This window comes from Streptomyces sp. P13-3-3, from assembly GCF_050571355.1.
Taxonomy (GTDB): Bacteria; Actinomycetota; Actinomycetes; order Streptomycetales; family Streptomycetaceae; genus Streptomyces; species Streptomyces althioticus.
The window spans coordinates 3,636,372-3,657,910 of sequence record NZ_CP192228.1 but is presented as its reverse complement, the minus strand read 5'-3'; the positions used below and the strand labels follow the sequence as shown (position 1 = coordinate 3,657,910).

Here is a 21,539-nt window from a genome sequence, read left to right as displayed (position 1 = left end):
CGTACCCGGCGTTCCCGCCTCCGGCGCAGCGGACCGGGCCGCCGGGGCATCACGACGTACCGCCACCGCCCGTCGCGCCGCCACGGAGCATGCGCTCCCTCGACCTGAGGGTCGGCAAACGGCTGCTGTGGGTCGGCGCGGCCGCGTACCCGCTGCAGAACATCACCCGCGTCTACACCTTCACCCTGACGCCCCGCCGCAAGGACGCCACGATGCTGTTCCTCAAGCGGGCGGCGCTGACCCTCGCGGTGGCGTTCGGGCTGACGATCCTCGCGGCGCTGTCGGCGATCGGCAACCAGTCCCTGGCCGGCGGCATTCTCATGTTCACCTGGCTGGGCGCCGTCGGGGCCTTCGTGTTCAGCCTGGTGGAGATGTTCTCCGTGGTGGGGGCTCCGCCCCAGTACGTGCTGGCGGTGGAGACCTCGGGTCCGTCCATCGCGATGGTGACCAGTTCCGACCCGCGGCAGCTCGACCAGCTCGTCGCGCCCATCGTGCAGGCCATCGAGAACCCCGAGGCGGAGTTCCAGGTCAAGGTGGAGCAGCTGTTCGTCAATCCCAAGAACTATCACTTCGGCGACAACGTCAACATGTACGGCGGATCCGGCAACGTGGGAGTGGGTCACTCATGAGCGGCGACAACTACTACTTCGGCGACAGCGTCTCCATGCACGGCGGGCTGGGGAACACGGGCATCGTCAAGAACCAGGCCGCCCCGGCGCAGACGTCTCCCGAGCTGGAGGCGGCCCTCCGGCAGCTCGTCGAACTCCTCACCGAGCTGCGCGCGCAGGTGCCGCCGGCCCGGGCCCAGTCCCTCGACGAGGCCCTGCCGGACATCGCCTCGCCCGCCGTCGAGCCGCAGCAGCGCCACCGCGCCCTGCTGGCGGTGGCGGGCATCGCCGCCACCGTGGGAGCGGTCGGCCAGCCCGTCGTCGAGGCCGTGAACAGCGTCCTCGCCCTGATCGGCGGCTGATCCCCGGATGAGGCCGCTGGACGAGGCGACCGCCCGCGCCTGGCTGGTCACCGCGCTGGACGAGGCGCGGGCCGGGATGGCGGAAGGGGGCGTCCCGGTCGGGGCCGCGCTGTACGGGGCGGACGGGGCGCTGCTGGGGCGGGGGCGGAACCGGCGGGTGCAGGACGGGGATCCGTCGACGCACGCGGAGACGGCGGCCTTCCGGGCGGCGGGGCGGCAGCGGTCGTACCGGGGGACGACGATGGTGACCACGCTCTCGCCCTGCTGGTACTGCTCGGGGCTGGTGCGGCAGTTCGGGATCTCGCGGGTGGTGATCGGCGAGGCCGTCACCTTCCGCGGAGGGCACGACTGGCTGGCGGAGCACGGCGTGGAGGTCGTGGTGCTCGACGACCCGGAGTGCGTGGCGATGATGCGGGAGTTCACCGCCCGGCACCCGGAGCTGTGGGGCGAGGACATCGGGGAGTGAACGCGGCGGAGGCCGCCCCGGGACTGTCGTCCGGGGCGGCCTCCGTAGGTTGCGGGGCGGGGCCGGTCAGAAGCCGGCCGCCTGGAGCACGCCGAGGCCGACGTCGGCGTAGGAGTGCTTGCCGTTGACGAAGATGTTGACGCCGTAGTAGTTGAACAGCCAGCAGCCGAAGGCGAGCAGGGCCAGGTAGGCGGCCTTGCGGCCCTTCCAGCCGGCCGTGGCGCGGGCGTGCAGGTAGCCGGCGTAGGCGACCCAGGTGATGAAGGACCAGGTCTCCTTGGGGTCCCAGCCCCAGTAGCGGCCCCACGCGTCGCCCGCCCAGATGGCGCCCGCGATGATCGTGAACGTCCACAGCGGGAAGACCGCCGCGTTGACGCGGTAGGCGAACTTGTCCAGCGAGGCCGCCGCGGGCAGCCGCTCCAGGAACGACGTGGCGAAGCTGCCCGGCTTGCCGCCGCCTGCCAGCTTGTTCTCGTACGAGTCCTTGAAGAGGTACATGACCGTCGTGAACGCGCCGACGTAGAACACCGCGCCGCACAGGATCGCGGTGGAGACGTGGATGTACAGCCAGTACGAGTGCAGGGCGGGGACCAGCTGGTCGCTGGCGGTGTACAGCACGGTGACGGCGAGACCGAGGTCGAGGAGGACCGAGGTGGTGAGGAACAGGCCGAGCCAGCGCACGTTCTTCTTCAGCGCCAGCAGCAGGAGGTACACGCCCACCGCGGTCGTGGAGAAGGTGATGTTGAACTCGTACATGTTGCCCCACGGCGCCCGCTCCACGGACAGCGCGCGGGTGAGCACCCCGCCGAAGGCCAGCACGAACGCGAGCACGGTGAGGGAGATGGCGATCCGCCCGTACAGGTCGCCCTTCTCGTCGCCGCCGTGCGCACCGGGACCGTCGGGCACGTCACGCGAGCCGGACGCGGCGCGGACGGTGACCTTGGGCCGCTCGAGCACGGCGGTGCCGCCGCCCTGCTTCACGGTCACGGCCGGCGCCGTGCCCGCCGTCGCCTTCTTCGGCGTGAGCGCGGCCGCCGTGCGGGCGACCTTGCTGCGGCTGCCGAGGAGCCACTCGGCGATGTACGCGAAGAAAGCGAGGGTGTAGACCGCCATCGCGGAGTAGATCAGCACGTTGCTGATCTCCGCGAGGTTCTCGTTGGTCGCGGCGGCGAGAGTCACTGCTGCTCAGCCCCTTCGGCAGGCACGGCTTGAGAGTCGGTGTCGGTGGACGTGGTGGTGCCGGACGCGTCGGGCGTTCCGGGGTCTTCGGGGGGTGCGCCGTCCGGTTCGGGTGCGCCGTCCGGTTCGGCGTCCGGCGCGCCCGGCGCCCGCTCGTAGAGAATCCCGGCGAGGTCGCCGAGCTCCTCGGGCACCTTCGCGGACTCGCTGCGGCCGAGGCCCGCCATCTCGACGACGGTCACGCCGTCGTCGCCGCGCACCGCGCGCACCCACACGCGGCGCCGCTGGACGAACAGGGAGGCGGCCAGTCCGCCGATCGCGGCGAGAGCGCCGCCGAGCGCCCAGCCGCCGCCCGGCTCCTGGACGACCTGGAAGCCGGCCCACTCCTTGATGTCCTTCTCGAGGGTGATCGAGCCGGCGCCGCCGGGGAGCGTCATGGTCTCGCCGGGGGTGAGCAGCTTCTTCAGCAGCTCCCCGTCGGCGTCCTTGAACTCCTTCATCTTCGTCTTGTCCATCTGGTACACGCTCTGCGGAATGCCGGAGTCGGCCTTCAGGTCGCCGTGGTAGGCGTTGAGCGCGAGCACCGGGTAGTCCAGCGCCGGGAACTGGGAGAGCATCGTGCCGCTCGCGGACCCGCCGAAGGTCGGCACGAAGAAGGCCTGGAAGCCGAGCTGCTCCTTCTCGCCCTGCGGGTTGCGGTAGCCGTCGAGGACCTTGACGACGCCGTTGGAGGTGACGTTGTTGTCGAGCGGCAGCAGCGGCACGGCGTCCTGGTAGACGATCTCGCCCTTGCCGTCGCGGACGGTCACCACGGGCGCGTAGCCGTGGCTGACGAGGTAGACCTTGGCGTCGCCGATCTCCAGCGGCTTGTTCACCTTGATGACGGCGTTCTTCTCCTCGCCGTCCGCGCCCTCGGTGTACGTCACCTCGGTCTCGTAGGTGCGCGGGGTGCCGCGGTTGGGGCCGGAGCGCTCGTAGGTGCCGGTGAACTCCTTGACGTCGAAGCTGAACGGCTCCAGGTCGTCGTTGGTGAAGAGGTTGCCGGACTTGAAGTCGTCGTACTGGGTGAGCGTGTTGGAGAAGCCGTCGCCCTCGACGACGATCTTGTTGCCCTCGGACTTGAAGAGCTGGCCCCAGGCGAACGCGATCAGCATGACGATCAGCGCGAGGTGGAACGCCAGGTTGCCGAGCTCACGTAGATAGCCCTTCTCGGCGGCGACGGCGTCCCCGACGGCGTGCGCGCGGAAGCGGCGCTTCTTCAGCAGCGCGAGGGCGGTCTCGCGGACCTCCTCGGGGGCGGCCGAGGTGCGCCAGGTGGTGTGCGCGGGCAGCCGGGTCAGCCGGCGGGGCGCGCCCGGCGGGCGGCCGCGCAGCTGGCCGACGAACTGCCAGGTGCGGGGGACGATGCAGCCGATGAGGGAGACGAACAGCAGGATGTAGATCGCGGAGAACCACACCGAGCTGTAGACGTTGAACAGCCCGAGCTTGTCGTAGACCGGCGCGAGGACGTCGTGGCGGTCGCGGAAGTCGGCGACCCGCGTCTCGTCGATGCCGGTCTGCGGGATGAGCGAGCCGGGGATCGCGGCGAGCGACAGCAGCAGCAGGAGCAGCAGCGCCACCCGCATCGAGGTGAGCTGCCGCCAGAACCAGCGGGCCCAGCCGATCACGCCGAGGGAGGGCAGGTTGGGCGAGGGGCTGTCCTCCACGGGAGCGGTGGACAGCTGGGACCCGGCGGCGCCGAGGTCCTGGTCGTCGCCGGTCTGCGTGGAGTTGTCCGTCGTGGTGTCGCTCATCGGGTCAGATCCCCACCGTGAAGCCGTTGGACCAGGTCTGCATCTCCGTCACGAGGGTGTCCCAGGCGCCGGTCAGCAGCAGCACACCGGTCACGATCATCATCGTGCCGCCGATGCGCATCACCCAGGCGTAGTGCCGCTTGACCCAGCCGAAGGCGCCGAGGGCCTTGCGGAAGGCCACGGCGGCGAGCACGAAGGGCACGCCCAGTCCGAGACAGTACGCGACGGTCAGCACCGCGCCCCGTCCGGCGCTCTCCTGCTGCGCGGACAGGGTGAGGACGGAGGCGAGGGTGGGCCCGATGCAGGGGGTCCAGCCGATGCCGAAGAGGGCGCCGAGCACGGGCGCGCCGACCAGACCGGTGGCGGGCCGCTTGTGGAAGCGGAACTCCCGCTGGGTGAGCCAGGGCATCAGGCCCATGAAGAAGACGCCCATGAGGATCATGAAGACGCCGAGGATCTTGGTCAGGACGCCCGACTGCTCCTGGAGGGTCTGCCCGAAGTAGCCGAAGAAGGCGCCGCCCGAGACGAACACGACGGTGAAGCCGAGCACGAACAGGGAGGCGCCGGCGACCATGCGGCCGCGCCGGGCCTCGGCCAGGTCGGTGCCGGAGACGCCGGTGACGTAGGAGAGGTAGCCGGGGACGAGCGGCAGGACGCAGGGCGAGAAGAAGGAGACGAGCCCGCCGAGCACGGCGATGGGCAGGGCCACCAGCAGGGCGCCGTTGAGCACCGTGCCGTTGTAGCCCGTCTCCGCGGCGAGCGTGTGCAGGGCCGTCACGTCACTTCTCCGCGACGACCGGTTCGAGCATCTTCCGCAGCCGTTCCTCGTCGAGGGCGGTCAGCGAGCGGGCGGCGACACGGCCCTCCCGGTCCAGCACCAGCGTGGAGGGGATGGCCTGCGGGTTGAGCGTGCCCTTCTCGAAGCGGAGCATCAGCTTGCCCGTGGGGTCGTACAGGCTCGGGTAGGCGATGCCGAAGTCCTTCTCGAAGGCGAGCGCGGCGGTGGTGCTGCCGTCGCGGGTGTTGATGCCGACGAACTGGACGTCCTTGCCCTCGTACTCCTTCGACACCTTCGCGAAGTACTTGGCCTCCGCGCGGCACGGGTTGCACCAGGAGCCCCAGACGTTGAGGACGACGACCTTGCCCTTGTAGTCGCCGACGTCGAACTGCTCGCCCTCCAGGGTCTCCCCGGACAGGTCGGGCGCGGCGACGCGCTGGCCCGCGGGGACGGTGGAGATGCCGTCGGTGCCGGTGACGAAGCCGGTGTCGCCGCCTCCGCCGGAGGTGCCCCCGTCACCGCAGGCGGTGAGGAGCAGTGCGGCCGCGGCGGCGCCGGCGGCCAGGGCGGCACGACGGCGGGCGCGCACGGCACGGGCGGCGCGGTACGAGCTCTGCGCGGCTCGGTTCGAGCGCTGGGGGGCGCGGCTGGCGGCACTCATGTGAAAAGTTTCGCATGCCCGTTCTGGGGATCTTGCGCACCCCCCTGCGCACCCCGTCCCGGGCCGAAACCCGCATCTCAGGCGGGGTCGGCGGCTCCCGTGGACGGCGCACCGGCGAGGTCGCGGGTGAACGCCTGCCAGCCGCCGGTGGGTTCCTGGCCGACGTCCAGGGTGCGCAGTCGGTCGAGCATCTCGGGCTTCTGCACGTCGAGCCAGTCGCAGAACTGCCGGAAGGAGACGATCCTCACGTCGTCGCCCTTCTCCTTCGCCCGCGCGATGTGCCTCAGGGCCTCCTCGACGGCGTCCATGTAAATGCCGCCGTTCCACTGCTCGAAGTGGTTGCCGACGAAGAAGGGCGCCCGATTGGTCTCGTATGCCCGCTGGAAGCCGGATATGTACGCCTGCGCCGACTGCTTCCGCCAGCCCGGGTAGTTGTGCGCCGGGGCGTTGGTGGAGTTGAGCGACTGGTTGGCGAGCATGTTGTAGTCCATCGAGAGGACCTCGAAAGACCGTCCGGGGAAAGGCATCTGCTGGAGCGGAAGGTCCCATATGCCCTTTTTCTTGGAGGGCCAGACCTGGCGTCCGCCGGGTGAGGAGGCGTCGTAGCGCCAGCCCAGCTCACGGGCGGTGGGCAGCAGCCGGTCCTGCCCCAGCAGACAGGGCGTACGGCCGCCGACCAGCTCCTTGTCGTAGTCGAACGGCAGCGGCTCCACGTCGGTCCACCCGGAGTTGGTGCGCCACTCCTTCACGAACGACTTCGCCTGCTCGATCTCGTCGCGCCACTGCTTCGGCGTCCAGTTGCCGACACTGCCGGAGCCGGCGCAGAAGTGCCCGTTGAAGTGGGTGCCGATCTCGTGGCCCTCGAGCCAGGCGCGGCGCAGGTTCCTCAGCGTGTCCTTGATGTGCGCGTCGGTGAGGTAGCCGATGTCGGAGGCGCCGCGCGGGTTGTTCGGCGGGTCGTAGAGCCGCTTCTTCGACTCGGGCAGCAGGTACAGCCCCGAGAGGAAGAAGGTCATGGAGGCGCCGTGCTCCTTGGCCAGGTCCAGGAAGCGCGGGAACAGCCCGTTGCCGACCTCGCCGGCGCCGTCCCAGGAGAACACCACGAACTGCGGGGGCTTCTGACCCGGCTCCAGCGGCACGGGCCGCTCGGGCTGGTGGGGCTGCTTCCCGGTGAAGGAGGTGGAGCCGTCACCGATCGGACGGACCGTCGCGGTCGGCTTCGGCGACGCGGGGCGGTCGCCGGGCTCCGGACGGGAACCGCCCGCGGGGGCCGGTCCGTCGGAGCCTGTGTGGCCGCCGCAGCCGGCCAAGGAGACGGCGGCAGCGGCCCCCGCGCCGAGCCCGAGCATTCCCCTGCGGGAGAGAGCGCGCATGGCGACCCCCTTCGTCATGTCCCTGAGTGGTCACCCATTCAGAGGACTTGACGAAGGGGGAGGTTCCCGTCGGATGCGGAGGTTTCGCAACGAAACCCCCGTGCGGGCGGCGCACCGCCCTCACACGGGTGTCACGCGCCGTAGGCCTTGCCGGCGCCCTTCGCCGGCTTGGCGCCCGCCCGCAGATGCGCGGGCACCAGGTCGAGGGCGGGCTCGCTGTAGCCCACGGAGACGATCTTGTCGCCGCGGTAGGTGAACGTGGTCAGCGAGGCCAGGGTGCACTGGCGGCGGCGCGGGTCGTGCCACAGCCGGCGCTTCTCCACGTAGGACCGCACGATCCAGATCGGCAGCTGGTGGCTCACCAGCACCGCCTCGTGGCCGCGCGCCGCGTCCTTCGCCGCCTCCAGCGCGCCCATCATGCGCACCACCTGGTCGACGTACGGCTCGCCCCAGGACGGCTTGAACGGGTTGACGACGTGCTTCCAGTTGGCCGGGCGGCGCAGCGCGCCGTCGCCGATGCCGAAGGTCTTGCCCTGGAAGACGTTCTCCGCCTCGATCAGCCGCCGGTCGGTGGCGATGTCCAGGCCGTGCGCCTTGGCGATGGGCTCGGCCGTCTCCTGCGCCCGCTCCAGCGGGGACGCGCAGACGTGCACGATGTCGCGCGACGCGAGGTGCTCGCCGACCCGGTCGGCCATCCGGCGGCCCAGCTCGGAGAGGTGGTAGCCGGGGAGGCGGCCGTAGAGGACGCCGTCCGGGTTCTCGACCTCGCCGTGCCGCATCAGGTGGACGACAGTGACGTCCTCGGGCTTCTTCTCGGAGCTCACGCGGTGGCCTCCGCCGCTGCTCGGGCCGCCGCCGGGAGGGCGTCGGCGATGCGCTGGACGGCCCGCTCGTCGTGGGCCGTGGACACGAACCAGGACTCGAAGGACGACGGCGGCAGGTAGACGCCGTTCGCCAGCAGCGAGTGGAAGAACGCGGTGAAGCGGAACGACTCCTGCTGCTTGGCGTCGTCGTAGTCGCGGACCGGGTTCTCGGTGAAGAAGACGGAGAACATGTTGGAGGCGTTCTGCAGCGTGTGCGCGACGCCCTCCTTGGTCAGCGCCTCCGTGACGAGGGACTGGATCTGCGCGGAGACCGCGTTCACCTTCTCGTACGCGGCGTCGTCGAGCAGCCGCAGCTGGGCGAGCCCGGCGGCCGTGGCGACCGGGTTTCCGGAGAGGGTGCCCGCCTGGTAGACGGGGCCGGCCGGGGCGAGGTGCGCCATGACGTCGGCGCGCCCGCCGAACGCGGCGGCCGGGAAGCCGCCGCCCATCACCTTGCCGAAGGTCATCAGGTCGGGGCGCACGCCGTCGACGCCGTACCAGCCGGCGCGGCTGGTGCGGAAGCCGGTCATGACCTCGTCGGAGATGTACAGCGCGCCGTTCGCGGCGCACGCGTCCTTCAGTCCCTGGTTGAAACCGGGCAGCGGCGGGACGACGCCCATGTTGCCCGGGGACGCCTCCGTGATCACGCAGGCGATCTCGCCGGGATGCGCGGCAAACGCGGCGCGCACGGCGTCCAGGTCGTTGTACGGCAGCACGATGGTGTCGCCGGCCTGCGCGCCCGTCACACCGGGGGTGTCCGGCAGCGCGAACGTCGCCACGCCGGAGCCGGCGGAGGCGAGCAGCGCGTCCACGTGGCCGTGGTAGCAGCCGGCGAACTTGATCACCTTGCTGCGCTGCGTGAAACCGCGGGCGAGACGGATCGCCGACATGGTGGCCTCGGTACCGCTGGACACCAGCCGCACCTGCTCCAGCGGCTCGATCCGGGCGACCATCTCCTCGGCGAGCGCGACCTCGCCCTCACCGGGCGTGCCGAAGGAGGTGCCGCGCGCGACGGCCTCCTGGACGGCGGCGATCACCTCGGGGTGCGCGTGCCCGAGGATCATCGGACCCCACGAGCACACCAGGTCGACGTACTCCCGCCCGTCGGAGTCGGTCAGGTACGGCCCGGAGCCGGAGACCATGAACCGGGGCGTGCCGCCGACGGCGCGGAAGGCACGCACCGGTGAGTTCACACCACCGGGCGTGACGGCCGCGGCACGATCGAACAGCGCCTGCGAGGCTGGGGCTTCGTACGAATATGGCAGTTCGCTCATGACCTGCGACTTCTCCGACCTTTTCCGACGTCCCGGGTATCTCGCCGGGCTGCGGCTGCTGTGACTCGTTTCAGGGTAGGCCAGGGGCCCCCGGCGGTGTCCGCGCCCCGACGACCTGCCGATCCGGGCCCCGGACCGGCCGTGATCTGCGAAACTGATCCCCGGTGCACTCAGCTCGCACGGCCGGGGCGGCCGGGCCCCGCGACAATCTCGCGGACCGATGGTTCACCGCACGTTTCGGCGGGCGGCCGTGGGGGAGGTCACTGTCACGATGATCGGGTTGCGCGGCGGGGGCCACGCGTCCTAGAAAAGCAGTCGGGTGGAGATATGCATCGCGGTGGCGGACTGGGCGAGGGGACCGACGACCTGGGTCCTCGACGTGCCCGGCGGGGAAGGCACCGACGCGAAGCGGAGGAAGCGGATCAGACGCGTCGTGCACACGACGAGCCGGAGCGGATCGGCCCACTGAGCGGGGCGGGGAGCAGGAATGGTGGTCGGGTGGGGGTGACGTACAAGTACTTCGGCGCGCCGGACGGCGCCACCGCGGCCCGCGTCCCGATCTCCATGCGCCCCGAGGAGCTCGGCGGGGACGAGCTGGGCATGGGCGGCATGTTCACCAAGATCAAGCCGGAGACCATGGCCGCCATGGTGCTCACGGGCATCGAGGGCGTTCCCCTGCACAAGGTGCCGCCGCTCGAACTGGTCGTCCTGCACCCGGACTACGCGGTCGTGAAGCTGCCCATGACGGTGGTGGACCCCCTGCGGGACATAGGCGAGGAAGCGGTCGGCGCGGCGGCCTTCATCTGGTCGACGGTCCCGGACCGCGGCGGCCCGCGCGACGCGTTCAACGTCTACCAGCTGCTGCACGAGTGGCAGGACTTCTCGCACCGGCTGCACGATGCGGGGCATCAGGCGTACTGCCTGGTGTGGCCCTGATCCGGACGGGTCGACGTGGTGGGGCGGGTTCCCGGAACCCGCCCCTTCTTCGTGTTCAGCCGTACCGCGTGAACAGGGCGTCCAGGTAGTCCTCCAGGCGGCCGGCGAGGATCTCCGGGGTCAGGTCCGCGCGGCCGAGGTCGCGCCAGGGACCCGCGACCTTCTCCGCGTCGCCGTAGCCCAGGGTGTCCAGGAGGCGCCAGTAGAGGTGGGCGGGGGCGTCCGTGGCGAGGGTGCCGCCGGCGGCGGTGTAGCGGTCGGCGAAGTCCATGCCCGCCCGGGCGCCGTGCAGCAGGGCGAGGGCGGTCGAGCAGTGCGCCACGTCCAGGTCGGCCGGCCCCCAGGAGGTCTCCACCCAGTCGACGACACCGCTGACGCGCGGGGCGTCGTCGGGCCCGGTGAGGAGGACGTTGCCGGGGTGGAAGTCCCGGTGCAGGAAGCGGCCCTCGTACGGCGGTGGGTCGCGGCGGATGACGTCGGCGGCCCGGTGCCACAGCTCGGGGCGGCGGGCGGCCGCGGGCGGGGTCACCCCGTCGGGGGAGGCCCACGCCTGGTAGGCGCGGGGGCGCCGGTGCGGGGGCACGGGCAGGCGGTGGATGCGGACGAGGAGGCGGGCCAGCTCGTCGGCCCGGGTGTCCGCGCCTTCGTCGTGCAGGCGGACGGCGCCGGGGAGCCGGGTCATCAGCAGGGACGGGTGGTCGCAGTGCCGGGCGGTCGCGTCCACCGCGACGAGCGTGGCCGCCGGGACGTCCGTCGGGGCGAGCAGGCGCAGGATGTCCGCCTCGCGGGTCAGCAGGCCCTCGGCGTGCCGCACGAAGAACGGCTTGACGAAGGAGCGCAGCACGAGGGAGCGGGGGCCGTCCGGACCGGTGACGTCCAGGCGGCGCATCTCCGACGTCCAGCCGCCGCGCAGCCGGTCCACCCGCTCGACGCGCTCCCCGGCGGACAGGGCCTTCTCCACCCAGGCGCGGGTGGAGGCCCAGGAGTGTTCGGTCTCGTCCTCGGTGATGGCCCCCATGCGGAGCAGCATACGGGCGCCGGGTGGGGGCAGTTGGGGGGCCGGGTCAGGTGGCTGGACAGGACGCGGCGCTCGCGGGCGTCCTGACGCGGGCGGGATCAGCGCGCGCCCGCGCACTCCTCCGCCTCCTCCAGGTACGCCGCCACCGGGCCCAGGGTCAGCAGGCCGGAGGCGGCGCCCGCGTGTTCCGTACGGGCATCGCGGAGGGCGGTCGCCGCGCGCGCCGCGGTGTCGCGGTCGCCCAGGCGGACGGCGGCGCGGGCGGTCAGGCACCACAGGGCTTCCTGCATGTGGTCGGGCGGTGGTGCGGGGGCCGCGGCGAGGGCGGTGCGGGCCTGGGCGTCACGGCCCTGGTCCAGCAGGAGGAGGGGCTGCGTCCAGGGGCGGTACGGGCCCCGGTCGAGGCGGGGGTCGGCGGGCGCGGGCCGGCCGTGCAGCAGGCGCAGGCCCAGCAGGGCGAGCGGGAGCAGGCCCCGGTGCAGGCCCGGCATGCCCGCGGTGCGGAGGGCCTCGTCGGCGGTGCGGTAGTGCGCGGCGACCGTGGCGGGGGACGGTCCGCCCGGCTCGGTGCTGCGGGCCGCCGCGGCCCGGGCCCGGAACCACGCCGTGAGGACGGGGACGAGGGGCGCCTCGGTGGCGGCGGCGAGCCGTTCGGCTGCCTCCGCGTGCGCGGACGCGGCGTCCAGGTCGCCGAGGGCGGAGGCGGACTGGAGGCGTACGAGCCGGCCGAGCACGGCGAAGGCGGGCAGGTCGTGCGCGGTGGCCAGGTCGAGGATCTCGGCGCCGGTGCGGTCGCGGGCCGCCGCGAGTCCGGGGCGGGTGAAGGACTGCAGGAACACCCCGTTCAGGGCGAACACCAGGAGGGCGGGGTCGCCCAGGTCCCGGGCCAGTGCCTCCGCCCGCCGGGCCGCGTCCCGGGCGCGGTCCCGCTCCGTCGGGGTGAGATCGGCGCTGCGGCTCTCGACCGCGACCGTCGCCAGCAGCCGGACGGTCAGATCGGCGGGGGCGCCGGGGCCGAGCGCGGCGAGGGTGCGGACGGCGGCCTCGACGACCGCCCGGGACTGCGCGGGGTCGTCGGCCCGGCTCCACAGGGCGGGCACGTCGTACGCGCCGATGATCCGGGCGGTGAGGGCGAGGTCGCCGGAGCGTTCCGCCGCCGTGATCGCGGCGAGGCGGTCGCTGCGGGAGCGGACCAGCGCGTCGCCGCCCGCCAGGGCGAGGGTGCGGGCCACGTCCACGGTGGTGCGCGGGCCGAGCAGGACGCCGGGGCCGGTCCAGGTGGCGGCCGGGGCAGCGGACGGGGGCGCCCCGTTGAGGAGGTCCGTCTCCAGGCGCAGCAACTCGGTGCCCGGGTCGAGCCCGAGCTGGTCGGCGAGGGTCGCGCGGGCGCGGCGGAGGGTGTCCAACGCGTCGGCGCGGCGGCCCGCGTGGTGCAGGGCGCGGGCGAGGAGCGTCCAGGCGGGCTCGCGCCACGGGTGCGCGGCGACGTGGTCGCGCAGATCGGACACCAGGCCGGCGCCGTCGCCCCGGTCGAGGAGGAGGCGGGCGCGCAGTTCGACCGCCTCCGCCCGCAGCTCCTCCAGCCGGGCGCGCTCGCGGTCCGCCCACGCGGAGCCGGTCACGTCGGCGTAGGCGGGACCGCGCCAGGCCGCGAGGGCCTCACCGAGCGCGGCCACCTCACCGGGGGTGCGCCGGGCGCGGGCCAGGGCGTCCTGGAAGCGGTGCGCGTCGACGTCCTCGCGTGGCAGGCGCAGGGCGTAGCCGGGGCCCTCGGTGACGAGGAGGCGGGGCGGGGTGCGGGGCGGGCGGTCCGGTTCGAGGGCGCGGCGCAGCGCGGCGACGAACGTCCGCAGGGCGCCGACGGCACGGGCCGGCGGCCGCTCGGCCCACAGATCGTCGACGAGCGTCTCGGTGGTGACCATCCGCCCCTCGGCGGCGACGAGACGCCCGAGGACCTCACGGTGCCGGGGGCCGCCGAGGGGGGCGGGGGTGCCGTCGTCCTGGGTGGCTCGGATCGAGCCGAGGACCTCGATGCGCATCGGTCCATCCTCGCGGTGCGGGTGCGGGTTGGTTCGGGTCGCCCCGCCGCCCCTTCCCTTCCCGTCCCCGGGGGCTGCGCCCTCAGCCCCCCTTTTCGGCCCTTCGGGCCTCGTCCTCGAACGCCGGACGGGTTGTTGCTGATCCGCTGCTCATCGGCCTCCCCCACGCTGCTCCCGTCCCCGCACCCTGGAGAACGGACGCACCCCCATGACCCCCACCATCCCCGGTTTCGAGCACCTCCGCCTTCCCGGCGTGGACGGCGTCGAGCTGGCGGCAGCCGTCGGCGGGCACGGCAGTCCCGTCGTGCTGCTGCACGGGTTCCCGCAGACGCATCTCATGTGGCGGCACGTCGCCGCGCGGCTCGCCGCCGACCACACCGTGATCTGCCCCGACCTGCGCGGCTACGGCGCCAGCGGCAAGCCGGCCGCCGACGGTTCCGGCGTGTACGCCAAGCGCACCATGGCGGCCGACGTCGTGGCGCTGGCCGCCGCGCTCGGCCACGACCGTTTCGCCCTCGTCGGGCACGACCGGGGTGCCCTCGTCGCCTTCCGTGCCGGGCTCGACCACCCGGAGACGGTCACGCACCTCGGCATCCTCGACGTCGTGCCGACGCTCGACATGTGGGACGTCCTGCACGGCGTCTCCGCGGCGGTCGCCTTCCACCTGTATCTGATGGCGCAGCCGCCCGGCCTGCCGGAGGCGATGATCGCGGGCAGCGCGGACACCTTCTTCGGGTCGTTCCTCGACGTCTGGTCCACCGGACCGGACGCGCTGCCTCCCAAGGTGCGGGCCGCGTATCTGGAGGCGAGCCGCGCCGCGGTGCCGTCGATCGTCGCCGACTACCGGGCCTCGGCGACCGTGGACATCGAGCACGACCGGGCCGACCTGGACGCGGGTACCCGGCTCACGATGCCGGTGACGGTCCTCCAGCAGGACTGGGGCGCCCAGCTGGGGTACGACGCCTCGGCGGTGTGGCGGGCCTGGGCGCCGGACCTGGACCACCGGCTGACCGAGGCCGGGCACTTCATGGCCGAGGAGGCGCCCGAGGAGGTGACGGCGGCGATCCGGGACCTGTTGACCCGGTGACGGGACCGGGGTGAGAGGAATCAGCCCTGGCCGGAATACCCCTGGGGGGTATACCGTTCGAGGTGTGCGTGGGGACGGCACCGTCCCCGTGACGCCTCGAAGGGGGATGAGGTCATGGACCACGCCATGCACCACCACACCGGCGCCGCACCCGGCGCGACCTGGCCGACGGCGATCCGGGCGACGCTGCACTGCCTGCTCGGCTGCGCCGTCGGCGAGATCCTCGGCATGGCCATCGGCACGGCCCTGCTGTGGGGCAACGTCCCGACGATGATCCTGGCCATCGGCCTGGCCTTCGTCTTCGGCTACTCCTTCACCCTCTTCGCCGTGGTGCGCGCCGGGGTGTCGCCGAAGGCCGCAGTGAAGATCGCGCTGGCCGCCGACACCGTCTCCATCGCGGTGATGGAGCTGGTCGACAACGCCATCATCGCGCTGACGCCGGGGGCGATGGACGCCCAGTTGTCCGAGGGCCTGTTCTGGTACGCGCTGCTCGGCGGCTTCGCCGTCGCCTTCCTCGTCACCACCCCGGTCAACAAGTGGATGATCGGCCGGGGCAAGGGCCACGCGGTGGTCCACGCCCACCACTGAGTCCCGCCCCGCAGTCGGCGCCCGCGTCCGTCGGCGGTCCCCGGGCGCCGTACGCACGGGCGCCGGGTGCACGGGAAGGCGCCACTGCGTCCGGCCGTCCACAGCCTGGGGGCGGCCGTACGCACGGCAGTCGGGCGGGGCGCACGGCAGTCGGGCGGGCGCGGGCGGCGGGTAAAGTGGTCGGGTCAGCCGTGTCGGGGCCGACGAAGCCCCCGGCGAAGACCGCAGTCCGCAGGAAAGAGCGAGCGCATGTCCGTGACGACCCGCGCCGCTGCCTTCCCGCCGTGACCCTTCGCCCCCGGCCGGCGTCGGGAGTCCCTCCGCGCCGCGCCGCCGTGGCTCCCGGGCCCCACGCCCACTGATCCCGGCCCGGACCCCCTCCGCACGGGGTCGCCCCACGCCCCTCCCGCTCGCCCCGTCCCGGGTGCGCCCGAGCAACGACGACAGGTTCTCCCTCCCTTGTCCATGCCCTCCGCACTGTCCCCGTCCGCCTGGCTGCGCGGCTCCCGGCGCCCGTCCTGGCTCTCCGACCCGAAGGTGCTGCGCACCGAGGTGCTCGGCGGTCTGGTCGTGGCGCTGGCGCTGATCCCCGAGGCGATCTCCTTCTCGGTCATCGCCGGGGTCGACCCGGCGGTCGGTCTGTTCGCCTCGTTCACCATGGCCGTGACGATCGCGCTCGTCGGCGGCCGGCCCGCCATGATCTCGGCGGCGACCGGCGCTGTCGCCCTGGTCATCGCGCCGCTCAACCGCGAGCACGGCTTCGGGTACCTGGTGACCGCCGTGATCCTCGCGGGTGTGTTCCAGATCGTGCTGGGCGCGCTCGGCGTGGCGAAGCTGATGCGGTTCGTGCCGCGCAGCGTGATGGTCGGCTTCGTGAACTCCCTCGCCATCCTGATCTTCATGGCGCAGGTGCCGGAGATGACGGACGTGCCGTGGCCGGTCTATCCGCTGATCGCGGCGGGCCTGGCGATGATGGTGTTCTTCCCGAAGCTCACCACCGTGGTCCCGGCGCCGCTGGTGTCGATCGTGATCCTCACCGTGATCACCGTCGCCGCCGGGATCGCCGTGCCGACGGTCGGTGACAAGGGGGACCTGCCGTCGTCGCTGCCGGTGCCGGGGCTGCCGGACGTGCCGTTCACCCTGGACACCCTCACGACCGTCGCGCCGTTCGCGTTCGCCATGGCGCTGGTCGGCCTGATGGAGTCGCTGATGACGGCCAAGCTGGTCGACGACATCACCGACACCCGCTCCTCCAAGACCCGTGAGTCCGTCGGACAGGGCGTCGCCAACATCGTCACCGGCTTCTTCGGCGGCATGGGCGGCTGCGCGATGATCGGCCAGACGATGATCAACGTGCGGGTGTCGGGGGCGCGGACCCGGCTGTCGACGTTCCTCGCGGGCGCGTTCCTGATGGTGCTGTGCATCGTCTTCGGGCCGGTCGTCTCCGACATCCCGATGGCGGCGCTGGTCGCGGTCATGGTGATGGTGTCCGTGGCCACCTTCGACTGGCACTCGATCGCCCCGAGGACGCTGCGGCGGATGCCGCTCGGCGAGACCGTCGTCATGCTGGTCACCGTCGTCTGCGTGGTCGCCACCCACAACCTCGCCATCGGCGTCGTCGTCGGCTCGATCACCGCGATGGTGGTGTTCGCGCGGCGCGTCGCGCGGCTGGCCGAGGTCACCGCGGTCACCGACCCGGACGGTGGCACTGTGGTCTACCGGGTCACGGGGGAGCTGTTCTTCGCCTCCTCCAACGAGTTGGTCGGCCAGTTCTCGTACGGCACCGACCCCGACCGCGTGGTGATCGACCTGTCCGCCGCGCACATCTGGGACGCCTCCTCGGTGGCCGCGCTCGACGCCGTCGAGACGAAGTACGCCCAGCGCGGCAAGACCGTCGAGATCGTCGGGCTGAACGAGCCCAGCGCGCGGATGCACAAGACGCTCAGCGGCGAACTCGCCGGCGGCTGACCCGACGGCTCGGGCCGTCCCGGCAACCGGTCAGTTTCCGAGAAGCGCCGGCGGCCGGGGCGGTCCTACCGTCGACCGCATGAACTCCATCGACTCCGTCACGCTGGAGGTGGCCGACCCCACGGCCGCCGCGCGCTTCTACTCCGACGCCTTCGGCCTGGACCGGGAGCGGGTGCGCCTGCGCCCGTCCGACGAGCCCACGAGCGGCTTCCGCGGCTTCACCCTCTCGCTGGTCGTGTCCCAGCCCGGTGACGTCGACGCCCTGCACCGCGCCGCCCTCGACGCGGGCGCCACCCGGCTGAAGCCCGCCGAGAAGTCCCTGTGGGGCTACGGCGGCGTCGTCCAGGCGCCCGACGGCACGATCTGGCAGCTGGTCACCTCGACGAAGAAGAACACCGGCCCGGTCACCCGGGCGATCGACGAGATCGTGCTGCTGCTCGGCGTGGAGGACGTGAAGGCGACCAGGCAGTTCTACGTCGAGCGCGGGCTGACCGTCGGCAAGAGCTTCGGCGGCAAGTACGTCGAGTTCAAGGGCGACCCCGGCAGCGTCAAGCTGTCGCTGTACAAGCGCAAGGCGCTCGGAAAGGTCACGGGCGTGTCCACCGAGGGCAGCGGCTCCCACCGCATCGCCCTCGTCAGCCCGGCCGGCCCCTTCACCGACCCCGACGGCTACGTCTGCGAGGCGCCGGAGCGCAAGCCGGACGAGTGACACGCCCCTGCCGCCGGGGCCGGGTCACCCCAGTACGTGCCGCAGGTACGCCGTCGGGTCGGCGAGGTAGCGGCGCCAGTGGTCGACCAGGGCGAGGTCCTGCCAGGCGGTGCGCCGGATGCCGTGGTCGCCGACCTCGACGACGTCCGCGCCGGGCAGGGCGGTCAGCAGCGGGGAGTGGGTGGCGCACACCACCTGCGCGCCGGCCCGTGTCAGCTGGTCGATGTGGCCGAGCAGTTCCAGGCAGGAGGAGAAGGACAGGGCGGCCTCGGGCTCGTCCATGACGTACAGGCCGGGGCGCAGGAACTTGTCGCGGAACGCCGCGAGGAACCCCTCGCCGTGACTGCGCTCGTCCGGCGCGAGGCCCTCCCGGCCGAGGGCGTCGAGGGCGGTCTCGGCACGCAGGAAGAAGCCCTGACGGGCGGACCAGGAGGCGAGCATGCGGCGGCCGCGGGGCGCCGCGTCGAAGCGGATGTGCTCGCCCAGCACCGACTTGGCGCGGGGGCTCGCGTACCGCCACTCGTGCGAGCCGCCCCACGGGTCCAGGCCGAAGCCCTCGGCGAGCGCCTCGACCAGGGTCGACTTGCCGGAGCCGTTCTCGCCGACGACGAAGGTGACCGGGGCGGTGAACCGCAGACCGCCGTCGAGGAGCGCGCGGACGCACGGGACCGACCAGGGCCACTCCCCCGCGTCGTACGCACCCACATGGGCGTACGCACGTTCGATGATCACGGGTCGAGTCTGTCACGGAGCGGCCCGGCGGGCAGACCGACCGCTCACTTGGTGCCCACCGTCCGCAGCACCGTCAGCACCAGGGTCCGCGCCGTCTCCACCACCTCCGGCACGCTCACGTGCTCCCGCGCGCTGTGCGCCACCGCGATGTCGCCGGGCCCGTACTGCAGGGCCGGTATCCCCGCGCCGGTGTAGTGCCGCAGGTCGCTGCCGTACGTCGCCCCGCGCCGCCGGGGCACGCCCCCGCCCGTCGCGTCGGCGTGCGCGGCGCCGACCGTGTCCGCCAGCGGGTGCCCCTCGGGCAGCGTGCCGCTCGCGAAGTGCCCGCCCGGCCAGGTCACCGTCGCCGGGTGGTCACGCAGCCAGGGGTCCGCGGCGCACGCCTCGGCCACGCACCGCTCCAGCGCGGCCCGCGCCTCCGCCGGGTCCTCACCGAGCCGTACGCCGAACCGGCCCTCCGCGACCAGCAGGTCCGGCACGCTGCTGGCCCAGTCCCCCGCCCGCAGCGTGCCCACCGACAGGCCGTACGGCAGCGGGTACTCCGCGAGCAGCGGGTCCGGGTCCCGGTTGCGTTCCTCCTCCAGCGCGGCCAGCGCCCGGTGCAGCGGGAGGTAGGCGTCGACGGCGCTGACGCCCCCGTCGCGGGAGCTGCCGTGCGCGGCCTTGCCCGGCACGGCGATCCGGAAGGTCAGCGCGCCCGCGTTGGCGGTGATCAGCGTTCCGGCGGTGGGTTCGGCGATGACACAGGCGTCCCCGGTGTGACCGCGCTTCAGCGTGCCGAACGCGCCGAGGCCGCCGTCCTCCTCGCCGACCACGAAGTGCACGGCGACCCGTCCGCGCAGCCGGACCCCCGCCGCCCGTATCGCGGCGAGCGCGGCGAGGTGCGCCGCCAGACCGGCCTTCATGTCGCACGCCCCGCGCCCGTGCACGAGGTCCCCCTCCGCGCGCGGCACGAACGGATCCCCGTCCCACGCGGCCAGGTCCCCCGGCGGTACGACGTCGACGTGGCCCTGGAGGATCAGCGTCGGCCCGTCGCCCCCGTCGGGTGTCGTCCCCACCAGTCCCCACGCCTCCTCGCGCGGCGCCTCCGTGCCGGGGAAGTCCGGCTCGGCGCGCAGCGCGGGCAGGTCCATCGACCACAGGTCGACGTCGAGGCCCAGCCACTCCAGCCGCCCGGCGAGCTGATGCTGCAGCTCCGACTCGGCGGCGCTCCCCGTGACACTCGGCACGGAGATCAGCTCCATCAGCGTCCGCGCGGTCGCCGCGGCGTCCACCGCGGCCAGCGCGGCGCTCTCGTCGTCGTTCAGCACGACCCCTCCCCTCACGGGGACCGGCCCGACACGGCCCCCGCATGCATCCTGCGCAGCGCGCAGGGGGTGTACGCCTCCGAGGCACGGCCCGCTGAGACACGCCGGAACCGACACCGACGCCGTCCCGTGGACCGTGGTGCCTGTCCTGCCGGACGGGCCAGTCCCCCACCTGACCGGGAGACGCCCGCACGACACCCCGGCCACCGGCTGCTGCCCGGGAGCACGTGCTTGGGCCGCCTCAAGGGCGCCCCAGGGCGAAGCCGCGACCGGTCCGGTGCACGGGCGGGAGCGGGGCCCGGTCCCGGCCCGAGCGTCCACGGGCGGCCCGTGCGGAGGCGCGTGCCTGATCAGGCCGGTCGGTGGGTGGCCGCGGAGCGGCTACGTCTCCCGTTCCCCCGTCGCCCCCGCCACCGTGAAGCCGGTGACCGTGCCGCCGCCTTCCCGGTGGAAGGCGTAGGGAGCTCCGCCGTGGGCGAGCGCCACTTCGCGGACGATCGAGAGGCCCAGGCCCGAGCCCGGCAGGGCGCGCGCGTCGGCGGCCCGGTAGAAGCGGTCGAAGACACGGGTCAGGTCGTCGTCGGCGATGCCCGGCCCCCGGTCGCGGACCTCCACCCGCACCGTGCCCGGGCGGGCCGGACCGGCCACGTGGATCTCGACCGGCGCCCGGCCCTCGCGGTCGAACTTGACCGCGTTCTCCACCAGGTTGGACAGCGCCCGGGTGAGCATCCCGGGCCGTCCGTGGGTCGTCGTGTCACCGCTGGCGTGGACCTGGATCTCGCGGCCCGTGCGCCGCCGGGCGAGGCCCGCCACCTCCTCGGCGACGTCCGCGAGGTCGATCCGCTGCGGCGGTTCCGTGTCGGACTGACCGGCCGCCAGGTCGACCAGCTCGTTGACCAGGTCGGTCAGCTCCCGCGCCTCCTGGGCGAGGTCGGTGACCAGCTCCTCACGGCTGTCGGGCGGGAGCTCGTCGATGCGGCGCAGCATGGAGATGTTGGTGCGCAGGGACGTGAGCGGGGTGCGCAGTTCGTGTCCCGCGTCCTGGACCAGCCGGCGCTGGTCCTCCTCGGACTGGGCGAGCCGGCCCAGCATCCGGTCGAAGGCGCGGCCGAGGCGCCCCACCTCGTCGTAGCCGGCGACCGGGACCTGGATGCCGAGGCGGCGCGTGCGGGCGACGGCCTCGGCGGTGTTGGTGAGCACCACGAGGCGGCGGGTGATGCGCCGGGCCAGCCACCAGCCGAACAGCCCGGCGGCGACCACCACGGCCGCCATGAGCAGGAACGTGCGCCGTTGCAGGGCCCGCAGCAGGTCCTCCGTGTCGCTGAACTCCTGCGCGACCTGCACCGCGCCCCGGCCGCCGCCCAGGGAGACGGTCGCCACCCGGTAGACGTCGTCGCCGACGTCCACCCCGGCGTGCACGACCACCCGCCCGGCGTCCGCGGCGCCCGCGATCCGGCGGTCGTCGTCCTCCACGGGCAGCCCCGGGCTGCCGGGGTCGACGACCCCGCCGTCCGGGCCGAGCACCTGCACGTCGGTGCGGGCCGGACGCACCAGGTCGTGGCCGGGCGCGGCGGAGGAGAAGTCGTGCGGCGACATCCGGTTCCGCCGGACCTCCGCGCTCAGGTCCTCCACCACCTCGTCGAAGACGGACTGCTGGTCCACCCGCACCAGCCGCGCGGCCGCGTTGTACGACAGGAAGCCGACCAGCAGCGTCACGGTCGCGGTGACCGCGGCGAACGCGACCGCGAAGGTGGTGCCCAGCGACAGCAGCCGCATCCGGTGGCGCGGGACCGACGGC

General features: G+C 73.2%; 20 protein-coding genes. 8 read left to right on the top strand and 12 right to left on the bottom strand.

The genetic code is table 11. The features are described from left to right. Positions 1 to 89 precede the first annotated feature (89 nt). Genes ACQZOG_RS16760 through ACQZOG_RS16750 form a run of 3 tightly spaced genes read left to right on the top strand, consistent with a single transcriptional unit; the run spans position 90 to position 1,436 of the window. Positions 90 to 629: a DUF6232 family protein gene (locus ACQZOG_RS16760; RefSeq protein ID WP_033272588.1), complete on the top strand. Its 540-nt coding sequence runs from the start codon at positions 90 to 92 to the stop codon at positions 627 to 629. Then, entirely contained in the window at positions 626 to 970 is a 345-nt protein-coding gene (locus ACQZOG_RS16755; protein WP_037640970.1) for a hypothetical protein, read from the top strand. Before ACQZOG_RS16760 ends, ACQZOG_RS16755 begins: the two co-directional genes overlap by 4 nt. A gap of 7 nt (positions 971 to 977) precedes the next feature. Further along, positions 978 to 1,436 (top strand): nucleoside deaminase, encoded by a 459-nt coding sequence (locus ACQZOG_RS16750; protein ID WP_193456025.1) that lies wholly within the window; start codon positions 978 to 980, stop codon positions 1,434 to 1,436. A gap of 66 nt (positions 1,437 to 1,502) precedes the next feature. Here ACQZOG_RS16750 and ccsB read toward each other — a convergent pair whose 3' ends face one another. The 7 genes from ccsB to hemL all read right to left on the bottom strand — a co-directional run bounded on the left by ccsB (position 1,503) and on the right by hemL (position 9,357). Continuing rightward, positions 1,503 to 2,615 (bottom strand): c-type cytochrome biogenesis protein CcsB, encoded by a 1,113-nt coding sequence (gene ccsB, locus ACQZOG_RS16745; protein ID WP_193456024.1) that lies wholly within the window; start codon positions 2,613 to 2,615, stop codon positions 1,503 to 1,505. Continuing rightward, positions 2,612 to 4,408: a cytochrome c biogenesis protein ResB gene (gene resB, locus ACQZOG_RS16740; RefSeq protein ID WP_430741598.1), complete on the bottom strand. Its 1,797-nt coding sequence runs from the start codon at positions 4,406 to 4,408 to the stop codon at positions 2,612 to 2,614. Before resB ends, ccsB begins: the two co-directional genes overlap by 4 nt. 4 nt (positions 4,409 to 4,412) lie before the next feature. Further along, positions 4,413 to 5,186, bottom strand: coding sequence for a cytochrome c biogenesis CcdA family protein (locus ACQZOG_RS16735; protein WP_033272593.1), 774 nt, complete (start codon positions 5,184 to 5,186; stop codon positions 4,413 to 4,415). A 1-nt stretch (position 5,187) separates the two neighbouring features. After that, the gene (locus tag ACQZOG_RS16730) at positions 5,188 to 5,847 is read right to left on the bottom strand and encodes a TlpA family protein disulfide reductase (RefSeq protein ID WP_430741597.1); all 660 of its coding nucleotides are present in this window, start codon (positions 5,845 to 5,847) and stop codon (positions 5,188 to 5,190) included. A 77-nt stretch (positions 5,848 to 5,924) separates the two neighbouring features. Further along, a complete protein-coding gene (locus ACQZOG_RS16725) occupies positions 5,925 to 7,196 on the bottom strand; it encodes a hypothetical protein (protein ID WP_430741881.1) in 1,272 nt (423 codons plus the stop codon). A 155-nt stretch (positions 7,197 to 7,351) separates the two neighbouring features. After that, entirely contained in the window at positions 7,352 to 7,999 is a 648-nt protein-coding gene (locus tag ACQZOG_RS16720) for a histidine phosphatase family protein (protein ID WP_203551683.1), read from the bottom strand. Between the two features lie 41 nt (positions 8,000 to 8,040). After that, positions 8,041 to 9,357: a glutamate-1-semialdehyde 2,1-aminomutase gene (hemL, locus tag ACQZOG_RS16715; protein WP_037640964.1), complete on the bottom strand. Its 1,317-nt coding sequence runs from the start codon at positions 9,355 to 9,357 to the stop codon at positions 8,041 to 8,043. A 498-nt stretch (positions 9,358 to 9,855) separates the two neighbouring features. Here hemL and ACQZOG_RS16710 point away from each other — a divergent pair, with 498 nt between their 5' ends. Then, positions 9,856 to 10,293, top strand: coding sequence for a hypothetical protein (locus ACQZOG_RS16710; RefSeq protein ID WP_033272597.1), 438 nt, complete (start codon positions 9,856 to 9,858; stop codon positions 10,291 to 10,293). A gap of 55 nt (positions 10,294 to 10,348) precedes the next feature. Here ACQZOG_RS16710 and ACQZOG_RS16705 read toward each other — a convergent pair whose 3' ends face one another. After that, positions 10,349 to 11,311 carry a phosphotransferase family protein gene (locus ACQZOG_RS16705; protein ID WP_203550342.1) on the bottom strand — a complete coding sequence of 321 codons (963 nt, stop codon included), beginning with the start codon at positions 11,309 to 11,311 and terminating at the stop codon, positions 10,349 to 10,351. Positions 11,312 to 11,409: 98 nt separating this feature from the next. After that, positions 11,410 to 13,350: an AfsR/SARP family transcriptional regulator gene (locus ACQZOG_RS16700; RefSeq protein WP_203550343.1), complete on the bottom strand. Its 1,941-nt coding sequence runs from the start codon at positions 13,348 to 13,350 to the stop codon at positions 11,410 to 11,412. Between the two features lie 208 nt (positions 13,351 to 13,558). Here ACQZOG_RS16700 and ACQZOG_RS16695 point away from each other — a divergent pair, with 208 nt between their 5' ends. The 4 genes from ACQZOG_RS16695 to ACQZOG_RS16680 all read left to right on the top strand — a co-directional run bounded on the left by ACQZOG_RS16695 (position 13,559) and on the right by ACQZOG_RS16680 (position 17,702). Continuing rightward, complete coding sequence (locus ACQZOG_RS16695) at positions 13,559 to 14,437, top strand: alpha/beta fold hydrolase (protein WP_203550344.1); 879 nt, start codon at positions 13,559 to 13,561, stop codon at positions 14,435 to 14,437. Positions 14,438 to 14,551: 114 nt separating this feature from the next. After that, entirely contained in the window at positions 14,552 to 15,025 is a 474-nt protein-coding gene (locus tag ACQZOG_RS16690) for a DUF4396 domain-containing protein (protein WP_261675424.1), read from the top strand. Positions 15,026 to 15,490: 465 nt separating this feature from the next. Then, entirely contained in the window at positions 15,491 to 16,993 is a 1,503-nt protein-coding gene (locus tag ACQZOG_RS16685) for a SulP family inorganic anion transporter (RefSeq protein WP_193469372.1), read from the top strand. Between the two features lie 79 nt (positions 16,994 to 17,072). After that, entirely contained in the window at positions 17,073 to 17,702 is a 630-nt protein-coding gene (locus ACQZOG_RS16680) for a VOC family protein (RefSeq protein WP_037640957.1), read from the top strand. Positions 17,703 to 17,726: 24 nt separating this feature from the next. Here ACQZOG_RS16680 and ACQZOG_RS16675 read toward each other — a convergent pair whose 3' ends face one another. From ACQZOG_RS16675 to ACQZOG_RS16665, 3 genes are all read right to left on the bottom strand, one after another. Further along, a complete protein-coding gene (locus ACQZOG_RS16675) occupies positions 17,727 to 18,434 on the bottom strand; it encodes an AAA family ATPase (protein ID WP_033272603.1) in 708 nt (235 codons plus the stop codon). 44 nt (positions 18,435 to 18,478) lie between these two features. After that, positions 18,479 to 19,744, bottom strand: coding sequence for an ArgE/DapE family deacylase (locus ACQZOG_RS16670; protein ID WP_261675423.1), 1,266 nt, complete (start codon positions 19,742 to 19,744; stop codon positions 18,479 to 18,481). Between the two features lie 378 nt (positions 19,745 to 20,122). Then, on the bottom strand, positions 20,123 to 21,517 hold the full coding sequence (locus tag ACQZOG_RS16665; protein ID WP_033272720.1) for a sensor histidine kinase: 1,395 nt from the start codon (positions 21,515 to 21,517) through the stop codon (positions 20,123 to 20,125). Positions 21,518 to 21,539 lie beyond the last annotated feature (22 nt).

What these genes read in the sequence shown, in the direction of transcription:
- ACQZOG_RS16725 (WP_430741881.1), bottom strand. Translation starts at nt 7,196, where the DNA reads ATGCTCGGGCTCGGCGCGGGGGCCGCTGCCGCCGTCTCCTTGGCCGGC.
- ACQZOG_RS16690 (WP_261675424.1), top strand. Translation starts at nt 14,552, where the DNA reads ATGGACCACGCCATGCACCACCACACCGGCGCCGCACCCGGCGCGACC.
- ACQZOG_RS16695 (WP_203550344.1), top strand. Translation starts at nt 13,559, where the DNA reads ATGACCCCCACCATCCCCGGTTTCGAGCACCTCCGCCTTCCCGGCGTG.
- ACQZOG_RS16700 (WP_203550343.1), bottom strand. Translation starts at nt 13,350, where the DNA reads ATGCGCATCGAGGTCCTCGGCTCGATCCGAGCCACCCAGGACGACGGC.
- ACQZOG_RS16680 (WP_037640957.1), top strand. Translation starts at nt 17,073, where the DNA reads ATGAACTCCATCGACTCCGTCACGCTGGAGGTGGCCGACCCCACGGCC.
- hemL (WP_037640964.1), bottom strand. Translation starts at nt 9,357, where the DNA reads ATGAGCGAACTGCCATATTCGTACGAAGCCCCAGCCTCGCAGGCGCTG.
- ACQZOG_RS16685 (WP_193469372.1), top strand. Translation starts at nt 15,491, where the DNA reads ATGCCCTCCGCACTGTCCCCGTCCGCCTGGCTGCGCGGCTCCCGGCGC.
- ACQZOG_RS16755 (WP_037640970.1), top strand. Translation starts at nt 626, where the DNA reads ATGAGCGGCGACAACTACTACTTCGGCGACAGCGTCTCCATGCACGGC.
- ACQZOG_RS16750 (WP_193456025.1), top strand. Translation starts at nt 978, where the DNA reads ATGAGGCCGCTGGACGAGGCGACCGCCCGCGCCTGGCTGGTCACCGCG.
- ACQZOG_RS16720 (WP_203551683.1), bottom strand. Translation starts at nt 7,999, where the DNA reads ATGCGGCACGGCGAGGTCGAGAACCCGGACGGCGTCCTCTACGGCCGC.
- ACQZOG_RS16705 (WP_203550342.1), bottom strand. Translation starts at nt 11,311, where the DNA reads ATGGGGGCCATCACCGAGGACGAGACCGAACACTCCTGGGCCTCCACC.
- ACQZOG_RS16730 (WP_430741597.1), bottom strand. Translation starts at nt 5,847, where the DNA reads ATGAGTGCCGCCAGCCGCGCCCCCCAGCGCTCGAACCGAGCCGCGCAG.
- ACQZOG_RS16665 (WP_033272720.1), bottom strand. Translation starts at nt 21,517, where the DNA reads ATGCGGCTGCTGTCGCTGGGCACCACCTTCGCGGTCGCGTTCGCCGCG.
- ACQZOG_RS16760 (WP_033272588.1), top strand. Translation starts at nt 90, where the DNA reads ATGCGCTCCCTCGACCTGAGGGTCGGCAAACGGCTGCTGTGGGTCGGC.
- resB (WP_430741598.1), bottom strand. Translation starts at nt 4,408, where the DNA reads ATGAGCGACACCACGACGGACAACTCCACGCAGACCGGCGACGACCAG.